Below are 8935 nucleotides of genomic sequence, written 5' to 3' on the forward strand. Positions count from 1 at the left end.
TTTCAGTATAGTTGAGCTTATTATTGACTAGAGTCATGCTCCCCTCTTCACGTTGGGAGAGGGGCCAGGGGTGAGGGCCCGTTAATCCAAGCGGCGGCCTGTCAAACGCACAAAAATGTCTTCTAAGTTGGCCGGGCGCACCATGAGGCCGGTTTTGTCAGGTTCAGCTTCCAACTGCCGCTGAGCTTCCGCCAAGCTGGGGAAAAAGGTGTACTCCACCTCCCGGCCAGGACAGGATCGCACCAGCAGGGCCTCTCCGTACTTAGCCCGCAGTTGCTCGGTGCTGCCCAACTCGATTAACCTTCCCCCATCCATGATGCCGATGCGGTCGCACAGCTCTTCTGCCTCCTCCATGTAGTGGGTGGTAATCAGCAAGGTCATGCCCTGCCGATTGAGATCCCGCAAGATCTCCCACAACAGCCGCCGCGCCTGGGGATCCAACCCGACAGTGGGCTCGTCCAAAAACAAAATCTGGGGGCGATGCAGTAACGCCCTGGCCACCTGCAAGCGTCGTTTCATTCCCCCTGAGAGGGTTTTCACTTTGTCTTGCCGGCGATCCGCCAGCCGCACATACTCCAGCCATTCATCGATGCGCCGTTGCCGCTCTGGGTTGGGGATGTGGTGCATACGCCCGTGGAACTCCAGGTTTTCCCAAACGGTCAGCTCTGCCTCTAGGGTGATAGGCTGCAGAACTACGCCAATTTGCTGCCGCACCGCCACCGGATCCCGCACCACGTCATACCCCCCCACCCGGATGGATCCCTGGCTGGGTCGGGTAAGGCTAGTAAGCATGCGGATGGTGGTGGATTTGCCGGCGCCGTTGGGCCCCAACAGGGCAAACACTTCCCCCTGGGGGATCTGCAGGCTCAAATCTTGAACGGCAACCTGCTGCCCAAAGCGTTTCCACACCCCCTGCATTTCCACCGCCGCCGTCTTGGTTTGGGGCAAGGTTGGGGCCGTCGAAAGAGCTGTCACAGTCCGCTCCGGTAAAGTGTAAAGAAATCTTTATTCTCCAGCATACGCCAGCCGTGTCAGCAAGCTGCAGGTCTTATCAGGGATCCCTGCTGCTGGCAGCAGTCTGGGTTGTCTCTTGAGCTTTTGCGTGGCTGTGATTTCGTTCTCTGGGGTTTTTCTCCAAGCTCTGCAAATAGCATACATTGCACCTGAAGAGTGAGTTGCGTCCGCAGGGCAGGGCATGAGCGTACAGCAGATAGGGGAAGTTGTGCTAAACGGCTAGTGCTGTATTTGTACCTATGGATAACAATAGAGACACAAGCTTGAGGGGGCTGGCTGTCAGACTGGGGCTTTCTTCTCAGTGAAGCGACCTCCCTCAGCGCCCACCGATACCCTCTACTAACCAATCTGAATCTGATCTGAGCAAAATGCAGAGCAAAGACCGGTTCGACCAAATTGACTTCCGGCTGGATCGCCTGGTTGGGGCTGTGTTGACCCTGGCCGAGGCCGTCAGCTTCGTCAAGGATGACCTGACCCATCTGAAAGCCATTGTTCAACAACAGGTGCTGATATCCCAGGAGCAGAGCACTTGGCTGGGAGAGTTAAAGGCAATATGTCAACAGCAAGCCGATACAGCTCGTCGCCAATCTGAGATGATTGAGCGCATTATTGCCCATCTCCTGCCCACTCAGGATCCCAAGTCTTGAAGGATCAGAGGGCAACCTGGGGGCGTGCCACAATGGCAGCAGAGCTGAGGTTTTCCACCGTTGGAGTGCCAGGTTGCAGCAGCAGGACAGCGTTCTGTTGAGGCTGAGGAGCTGCTTGCTTTCTTTCGTTGCCGACGCTTGCCTTACCTGGATCGCTTTGGCCCTCAAGAGGCCAAGCTGCCGCCGGACAACCTGCTGGAGCAATGGCGGCGGGATCGCCAAGCCCTGGCAGCCGCTGTGTTTGAGCGATTCCCCGGAGAACGGGTTGCGCCGGGCAATGAAGCTCTCTTGGCAGCCATGGCCGACGGGGCGGAGCGGATCTACGGCGGACGGATTGCCGCAGAGCTGTTTTGGCAACCGCAGGAAGATCTCAACTGTACTGCTGAGGCAGAGCTGTTGCAGCTTGCTTCTGAACCTGTCCCTCACTCCTCCTCTCCAAGGGATCCCATCCCTGCCCCAGAAGACTGCGAGATGGTGCCCGCTCTTGCGTTGCCGCCTGAAGCTGTTCCAGAGGGACGTTCAGTTTGGGTGAGCAGCTCCCTGGATCTGCTGATTCGGGATCCCGCTCTCGTTGGCAGAAGTCGCCACGCCGCCCGATCCTCTTACCTGCCGGTTCATATTCGTATCGGCAAACGCCCCAAACCGGAATACGAATTGTTGCTGGCTTTGCAGGCAGAGTTGCTCGGATCCCTGCAGGGAAACGTTCCCAAGCGGGGCATTTTGATCCTGAAAGATGGGAAGTGGCACCCCGTCCACCTGAGCCGCCGACGAGCACAGGTGCGGCAATTGCTGCAGGAGTACCTGCACTCCCTCAACCAGCCGGAACCACCGCAGGTGTTCATGGCCCGCAGCCGCTGCCATCTTTGCCACTGGCGGGAGCATTGTCGCCAGTTGAACGCCGCCGCTCAACCCCTCAGCCTGCTGCCGGGCGTAACGGGATCCCGCTATCCCCTTTTGCAAGAGGCGGGGATCCACTCGATTGAAGCCCTGGCCAACGCTCAGTTGGATAGGTTGCAAGCCATTCCCAAGTTGGGATCCGGCGTGGCCCTGCAACTGCAGCTGCAAGCCCGTGCCACCCTCAGCCGGCAGCCTCTCTGGATTCAATCCCCCCCGGAAACCCTGCCCACCACACCCGTAGAGCTGTACTTCGATATCGAGGCGGATCCCCGCCACAACGTCGCCTATCTGCTGGGCCTGCTGGTGGTGGAGCAAGCCGAGGGGAAAAAGGTTGCGAGCTATCACAGTTGCCTGGCCGCCGAGCCGCGGGAAGAAAGGCAAGCTTGGGAGCAATTCTTGCAACTGGCACAACGCTATCCCGACGCTCCCATCTATCACTTTCACGGCTTTGAGGTGCAGACCTGCCGACGGCTGGGGGAGCAATACCGCACGGATCCCCGACAGCTGCGGCAGTTGTTGCAGCGCTTTGTGGATTTACAGGCCTGGGTGCAACGCTCGGTGGTGTTACCGATTGAGAGCTATTCCCTGAAAAACATCGCCCGCTGGTTGGGGTTTCAGTGGCGTCTGCCGGATGCCAATGGCGCCCAGTCCATTTATTGGTATAGCCAATGGCTGGAAACTCGGGAGCGCAGATATTTGGAGCACTCGCTTATCTACAACGAGGATGACTGCCGGGCTACCCACCGCCTAAAAGACTGGCTGTCCCAAGGAGTCCTCCATGCCGAATGATGCGAATAAATTGACAAAGACGGCCTATCCCCAGCCGCAAATGCCGCAGCTTGCGCCGCCAGTCTTGTGGCCAGTTGCTGAGGTTTCGTTTAGAATTAGACAGGCCCATTTAGTTCATTAAGGGGATCCCATGCTGTTGAAATCTCATGAATCTCCTCGCCATCAGGGCAGAAACCGTTGCGGTCGTGGGGGATCGGCACGTAAGCGCCAACTGGACAAGCGGAACCGCGCCTTGATGCAACGATTACGACAACGAGAGCAAGCTCTCAACTCTCGATCTTCTCGGCAGGGGCAAGTTAACCCTGCCTTTTTTGTGCTTGCTTCTTTTTTCCCTCAGCCTGGCTATAAGGGATCCCGCTTGTCTGCCTGACCCACCCATTCGGTGGCATCGAAGAGTTTGCTTCTTGCGCCTTCAAGACAAAGACTGCGCCTCCACCAATAGACGCCCGCTTTAGCAGTTAGCAACATCAATGGGAAGATTTTGGGGCCCTGGATAAGCGCGAAGCTATCGGCCAAGAACGCGAATGGCTCTGTTCTTGGTGCAGGCAGGATCGGGATGACAGGATTTGAACCTGCGGCCCTCTGCTCCCAAAGCAGATGCGCTACCAAGCTGCGCTACATCCCGGCTTAACTTTTGTGATTATGCCAGATCCCCGCCTCTGATGCACACCCAAGCAGGGATCCCTCGCTCAAGGCAACAAGGGAAACAAACATTTGTCCAGGTCAGGACTTGAGCATCTTGGCCGGCATGACAATGAGGGTATTTCCCTGTCGCTCCACCACGTAGAGCTCCTGTCCGGCTTGGATTTCCAGGTTGGGAATGCTGCACTTGGCGTTCCAGGTGGAACCCAGATAAGAAACCCGCCCCCGTTCGCCTGGGGGAATGGGGGTGATTGCCCGCGCCTCGCGAGATTCCTCTACCTGAACCGATCCATGGGGCACCAGACGGCGACTGAGGATAATCAACACCACCGATGCCCCAATCCAGCTGGCAAATTGTACCCAGATCGGCAGCCCCAAATAAGCCAAAAGCCCCGCCAAGAGCGCCGCCAGCCCCACCGAGCCGGCAACCAATTCTGGCAAAAACAATTCGGCAGAAATGAGGACTAACCCGATGATGATCCAAGGCCAAACCATAGAATCCAGGGATCCCACCTAACTCAGTATGGCTCAAAACCCCTGGATCCTCAGCAGGGATCCCTTGTCCTTAGGGAGACTGGTTGGGGCTTACCCGCCCAAGCGGTAATTCTCCAAAAACTGCAGGGGATCCATCTCTTCCTGAGGGGAGCTTTTGGGTAGGTTCTTGGATTCGGCGATCCGCATCAAGGTCTCCCAGTCGGTGCTCATGACAAAGGCCACGGCTTGGCGAGCCGCCTCTCGGTGGGGGCAGTCCTCTCCCAAGACACAGCCATCTCGACAGAGGGTGGCGCAATCGTGCGCAGTGCTCCTGGGATCCGGGCCAGCCATGATGTCTTCCTCTCGGTGGGTTTCACGTTTTCTTTAGGATACCTGAAGAGAATCTTGCGCTTGCAGGAGATTTGGGTCAGGGCGGGTAGCTTGGATGAGGAGATGAGGCGACAAGACCTGTTCAAGCAAGAGGAGCCTTATGGAGTTTTCGCAATTGCAAGCGCTGGTGGATCGAGCGCTGGAAGACAAAAAGCTCACCCGCACAGAGGTGGATCAAATCGTCAACGCCATCCGGTCGGACGGCAAAATCTCCCCCGAAGAGATAGGCTTGCTGGAGTCCATTCGCGAAATGGTGCTCCGTCGGGAGATTCAGGTGGTGGAAACGGCAGATTGAGGGGCAGGGATCCCCTGTTGCAAGTAGAGGGTGACTTCGCTGCGATTGTGAAACAGGTGGCGGGCTCTCACCAGGGGGAAGGCACTACCCAAAATCTCCAGACTTTGCCGCAGCACCCGCAGGCGGTGTTGGTGGGGTAGCTTCAGGGTCATCACAGCTCTCCCCTGTGGCTCCAGATGGGGAGCAAAAGCCACCATCAGGCGGGCAGAAGCCGGGCCATCCATGCGCATGTCGTTGAGGATGAGGTGAAACCGGCCTGGGCCACGGGCCAAGTAGGCTTGGGCGCTGAGGCGATGGTGGCAGATCCCCGGATCTTGGCTGAGGCGCTCGTGCAAGTCCCCCGGATCCACTGCCGTGACCTGCTGGCCATATAGACGCAAAATGCGCGACCATCCCCCCGGTGCTGCCCCCAGATCCAGAGCCTGTCCCCCCGGCACCAAGGGAATCTGAAACACCTGGATAGCCTCCAGCAGCTTAAACTCGGAGCGGCTGATTTGCTCTGGATCCCGCCGAAAGCGATGGATCCCACCGGCCCAGTTGGAGAGGTTCTGGGCAGCCAAGGATAGGCCCAGCCAAGCGCGAATACCCATCGGTTGAGCCAGGATCACCACCGAGATCACCTGCTGGGGGTCTTTGACCTGCAGGGGGGATCCCACCGCCGCGATCACCTGTTCTGCCAAGGTTTCATTGACCTGGAAGGGCTTGAGATTCCGCTCCCCAAACAGGCGCGTCTGAACCGAAAAGCTGAGGGTGGGGTCAATGGCTGCCAACATTTCCCCATCAAGGCGCAATTCAACTAAGGATCCCTCGGCCAGCCGCCGTTCTTGGTGAATGGGGCAGATGTGGCGTAAAAAAATGGGCGGGTCAGCTTGCCAAGCCTCAGCCAGGTCGGCAAATGAGCGTTGGCTGCACACCCATACCAAGCCAGGTGCTTCCTTTAGCCGCTGCACGGCAGCCTCTGGATCCGCAGCTTCTATCTCCCGGATCGCCAAATCCATAAAATCCGGGTCGGCGCTGCCCAGCCATGTATGGGTATCAGGGGGGAGAGGATTGCTCAACGGGCTCGCTGCCAACGCACGTAGGGTAAAGAAGCGGCTACTTGCTGAATCTGGGCTTGGGCGGCCAGCAGTTGTCCTGTGGCGTCCCAGGTGCCCTGCACCAGCATTTGCCAGGCTCCCTGGGGGATCTCCACAGCAGCGGTATTTGCCTCCCAGCGCACCTGTTTGTTGGGCAGATCCAGCGTCAACTGGAGCTGGGGATTTTCCGCCACCGCCTTCTGCAGGGCTTGAATCACAGCCGGGGGTGCCGTAACACAAGGGATCCCTAGGGCCAAGCAGTTGCCGAAGAAAATCTCGGCAAAGCTTTCACCGATGAGAGCGCGGATCCCCCATTTGGCCAGCGCTTGGGGGGCATGCTCCCGGCTGGAGCCACAGCCAAAATTGGCATTGACCACGAGGATCTGGGCTCCCTGGTACTGAGGCTGATCGAAGGGGTGTTGGCCGGGATCCTGGGCGCGGTCGTCGGCAAACACGTGCTGGCCCAAGCCGTCGAAGGTGACGCACTTCAAAAAGCGGGCCGGGATAATCCGATCGGTGTCGATGTCGTTGCCCAGCAGGGGGATCCCTCGGCCTGTGACGGTCAAAACTTCGCTTGACATGGGAACTTGATGAATTCTCCCAGAGAGGACTTCAGGGTATCGCAACGTTCGGCAAAACCCTGCCCAACGGCAAAGGAAAGCCGGCAAAAGGGGAAGGCTCAGCTCGGCTACCGGCGGTAAACCTGATTTTCCAAATTGCGCACCTGCCGCTCCAGCCGATCCAGCCGCCCCCGCAGCTCGTCCATTTCCGATTGGCGGGGCACGCCCAGATCCTGCAGGACGTTGCGCACCTGCCGCTGAACGTAGGATTCAAAGTTACTCTGCTCGGCCTTCACCTGGTTGAGCAGGTTGTTGATGACATTGGATGCCTCTTCTGGGTTGAGCTGCCCCTTCTGCACCAAGTCGTCGGCAGCCTTTCTCAACTGTTCTGCCAGCAGAGTGGTTGTGCCCACGCCCATTAGCAAGAGCTGACGTAAGATACTGTTGTTGTCCAATGCTGCCCTCCAAAGGACGCTTCGCGAACGGTACGGGCCTCCATGACTACCCATTTTCCTCAGTTTGCCCTCAACTTCGCAACCGGCTCGGCCAGTTTCTCCCTTTCGCCTGAGGCGGCACAACAATGGCACAAGGCTCTGCAAATCCTCTTGGAGCGACTCAAGATCCGTTCCCGACAGCAGCCTCAGGAGCCGGTTGAGTTTCGTTACCCTACTGAAGATTTCAGCTTGGAGATGTTCTGCAACCCCAACATCTGGGCTGGCCCCCACGCAGCCAAGGTGCTGGTGACTCTGAAAACCAAGGTGCTGGGCCTTTCCACCGAAGTGGAGTTCTCTCGCCTTCAAGAAGACCTCAGCCAATATCTGGAGTCCCTAACATGAGCGAAGATGCCCATGCTGCGGGAGAGGAGCCCGCGGCCATTACGGTGACGCAACTGCTGGACGAGCCGCCAGAGGGGATCCCCGGCCACTTGGAAGTGGTTGCCCTCACTTGGCACGACCGCCAGCGATCCCGGCAACGGCTGGTGAGCGACTGGGGCACCGAGATCCAGCTGATGCTGCCCCGCGGCACCCATCTTCACGATGGGGATCTGCTCTATGCGGATGCGCAGCGACACATTCGGGTCAGAGCCCAACCCGAACCGGTGCTCTTGATTCAACCTGAAAACCCCATCCAGATGGGCCAGGTGATTCATCAACTGGGCAATTGGCACCGCCCGGCCCACGTTTCCCTCCAAGGACAGATCCTGGCGCTGGCCGATGATCCGCTGCAGGACTGGCTGGCCCACATGGGGATCCCGTTTCGGTTGGAGATGGCTGTCTTCGAGCCCAACCTGTTGGCCCACAGCCATTAACCTGGGCCTTTCTGAGCACAAACCCGTCCCTCAGACCTATGGCCTAGGCCCCACCCTCTGCTCCTCTGGTTACCAACCGCGCTGCAAACTCTCGGTGTTCCTCCGACTCAATTCCCCTTTGCAGCACACCCAACACCTGCTGCATGTTGCCCGTCAGCAGCGCGTCCACGGCTAACCACAACCCCGGAAACACCCGACTGTACAAAACGCCCAACTCATTGGGCTGTTGCTGCACGTACTCTCCATTCTGGAAGACATACCAGCGAAAGGCTTGCTCTTGGGTTAGCCAGACCAGATATTCCCGCACGCCGTTGCGCCGGTAGGCCCGCAGCTTATCATGCAGGTCGTAGGAAGCTATGCTGGCGGCAATCTCCACAATCAGCTCCGGTGCACCCTCAATGTAGTCATCCTCGCTAATGCGGGACTGTCCCCCACAAGATTCGTGCATCCGCAATATGGCATCTGGCTGCGGCTCATTGTCCAAGTCCAGGCGAACGGTTGGATTGCCCGCCGACTCAACCCCCGGCGTTGCTGCTTCATAAACTCCCAGCCAGGCCATGATGTGGCTGTGTGGTCTGCCATGTCGGCGATATCTGAGGGGAGATGCCACGTAAACAATTCCCTCAATCAGCTCGGCTTTTTTGAGCTGAGGCATGGCTTGATAGCGCCGTTCAAACTCATCGCGGGTGAGACGATCGCCGCTTTCTAAGATGGGCAGTTCACGGAAGGAAGGGCTACTGACGCTCATGACCAGCTCTCTTACCAGCAGTCGCGACAGTGTTGCGGAGCAATATCGATGACTGATACATTTACGCTGAACACTGCTGAACATCACTGTTCAA

Annotated in this window: 12 protein-coding genes and 1 tRNA gene; 5 read left to right on the plus strand and 8 right to left on the minus strand. The window is 58.1% G+C overall.

The genetic code is table 11. From position 1 onward, the window contains the following. Positions 1–81: 81 nt before the first annotated feature. On the minus strand, positions 82–918 hold the full coding sequence (locus NW843_RS06930) for an ABC transporter ATP-binding protein (RefSeq protein WP_187147284.1): 837 nt from the start codon (positions 916–918) through the stop codon (positions 82–84). A 464-nt stretch (positions 919–1382) separates the two neighbouring features. Here NW843_RS06930 and NW843_RS06935 point away from each other — a divergent pair, with 464 nt between their 5' ends. Then, positions 1383–1661 (plus strand): hypothetical protein, encoded by a 279-nt coding sequence (locus NW843_RS06935; protein ID WP_414522495.1) that lies wholly within the window; start codon positions 1383–1385, stop codon positions 1659–1661. A gap of 60 nt (positions 1662–1721) precedes the next feature. Then, positions 1722–3347, plus strand: coding sequence for a TM0106 family RecB-like putative nuclease (locus NW843_RS06940; protein WP_414522496.1), 1626 nt, complete (start codon positions 1722–1724; stop codon positions 3345–3347). A 551-nt stretch (positions 3348–3898) separates the two neighbouring features. On the opposite strand, the gene NW843_RS06945 is transcribed toward NW843_RS06940, so the two are convergent. The 3 genes from NW843_RS06945 to NW843_RS06955 all read right to left on the minus strand — a co-directional run bounded on the left by NW843_RS06945 (position 3899) and on the right by NW843_RS06955 (position 4814). Beyond that, positions 3899–3972 (minus strand) — tRNA-Pro (locus NW843_RS06945). Between the two features lie 98 nt (positions 3973–4070). Next, positions 4071–4484 (minus strand): NfeD family protein, encoded by a 414-nt coding sequence (locus NW843_RS06950; RefSeq protein WP_414346738.1) that lies wholly within the window; start codon positions 4482–4484, stop codon positions 4071–4073. A 90-nt stretch (positions 4485–4574) separates the two neighbouring features. Further along, on the minus strand, positions 4575–4814 hold the full coding sequence (locus NW843_RS06955) for a hypothetical protein (RefSeq protein ID WP_011433611.1): 240 nt from the start codon (positions 4812–4814) through the stop codon (positions 4575–4577). A gap of 139 nt (positions 4815–4953) precedes the next feature. Here NW843_RS06955 and NW843_RS06960 point away from each other — a divergent pair, with 139 nt between their 5' ends. Further along, on the plus strand, positions 4954–5148 hold the full coding sequence (locus NW843_RS06960; RefSeq protein ID WP_011433610.1) for a hypothetical protein: 195 nt from the start codon (positions 4954–4956) through the stop codon (positions 5146–5148). On the opposite strand, the gene NW843_RS06965 is transcribed toward NW843_RS06960, so the two are convergent. The 3 genes from NW843_RS06965 to NW843_RS06975 form a co-directional block, all read right to left on the minus strand. Then, positions 5124–6206, minus strand: coding sequence for an SAM-dependent methyltransferase (locus NW843_RS06965; RefSeq protein ID WP_414522497.1), 1083 nt, complete (start codon positions 6204–6206; stop codon positions 5124–5126). The two genes, NW843_RS06960 and NW843_RS06965, sit on opposite strands and share 25 nt — an antisense overlap. Beyond that, positions 6203–6805 carry a 3-isopropylmalate dehydratase small subunit gene (leuD, locus tag NW843_RS06970; RefSeq protein ID WP_414342404.1) on the minus strand — a complete coding sequence of 201 codons (603 nt, stop codon included), beginning with the start codon at positions 6803–6805 and terminating at the stop codon, positions 6203–6205. Before leuD ends, NW843_RS06965 begins: the two co-directional genes overlap by 4 nt. Positions 6806–6912: 107 nt before the next feature. Beyond that, a complete protein-coding gene (locus tag NW843_RS06975) occupies positions 6913–7239 on the minus strand; it encodes a phasin family protein (protein WP_011433607.1) in 327 nt (108 codons plus the stop codon). A gap of 42 nt (positions 7240–7281) precedes the next feature. On the opposite strand from NW843_RS06975, the gene NW843_RS06980 reads away from it, so the two are divergent. Together NW843_RS06980 and NW843_RS06985 are read left to right on the plus strand one after the other, a co-directional pair. Further along, positions 7282–7620, plus strand: coding sequence for a hypothetical protein (locus NW843_RS06980; RefSeq protein ID WP_414522498.1), 339 nt, complete (start codon positions 7282–7284; stop codon positions 7618–7620). Further along, positions 7617–8093 carry an urease accessory protein UreE gene (locus NW843_RS06985; RefSeq protein ID WP_414407409.1) on the plus strand — a complete coding sequence of 159 codons (477 nt, stop codon included), beginning with the start codon at positions 7617–7619 and terminating at the stop codon, positions 8091–8093. Before NW843_RS06980 ends, NW843_RS06985 begins: the two co-directional genes overlap by 4 nt. Positions 8094–8136: 43 nt before the next feature. Here NW843_RS06985 and NW843_RS06990 read toward each other — a convergent pair whose 3' ends face one another. Further along, positions 8137–8841, minus strand: coding sequence for a Uma2 family endonuclease (locus tag NW843_RS06990; protein ID WP_414522499.1), 705 nt, complete (start codon positions 8839–8841; stop codon positions 8137–8139). Positions 8842–8935: the final 94 nt, after the last annotated feature.

This window comes from Synechococcus sp. R5-12, from assembly GCF_047502655.1.
Classification (GTDB): domain Bacteria; phylum Cyanobacteriota; class Cyanobacteriia; order Thermostichales; family Thermostichaceae; genus Thermostichus.

Bases quoted from the DNA above. Each gene is read 5' to 3' on its own strand.
- NW843_RS06930 (WP_187147284.1), bottom strand. From the start codon at position 918: ATGCAGGGGGTGTGGAAACGCTTTGGGCAGCAGGTTGCCGTTCAAGAT.
- NW843_RS06935 (WP_414522495.1), top strand. From the start codon at position 1,383: ATGCAGAGCAAAGACCGGTTCGACCAAATTGACTTCCGGCTGGATCGC.
- NW843_RS06950 (WP_414346738.1), bottom strand. From the start codon at position 4,484: ATGGTTTGGCCTTGGATCATCATCGGGTTAGTCCTCATTTCTGCCGAA.
- NW843_RS06955 (WP_011433611.1), bottom strand. From the start codon at position 4,814: ATGGCTGGCCCGGATCCCAGGAGCACTGCGCACGATTGCGCCACCCTC.
- NW843_RS06960 (WP_011433610.1), top strand. From the start codon at position 4,954: ATGGAGTTTTCGCAATTGCAAGCGCTGGTGGATCGAGCGCTGGAAGAC.
- leuD (WP_414342404.1), bottom strand. From the start codon at position 6,805: ATGTCAAGCGAAGTTTTGACCGTCACAGGCCGAGGGATCCCCCTGCTG.
- NW843_RS06980 (WP_414522498.1), top strand. From the start codon at position 7,282: ATGACTACCCATTTTCCTCAGTTTGCCCTCAACTTCGCAACCGGCTCG.
- NW843_RS06985 (WP_414407409.1), top strand. From the start codon at position 7,617: ATGAGCGAAGATGCCCATGCTGCGGGAGAGGAGCCCGCGGCCATTACG.
- NW843_RS06990 (WP_414522499.1), bottom strand. From the start codon at position 8,841: ATGAGCGTCAGTAGCCCTTCCTTCCGTGAACTGCCCATCTTAGAAAGC.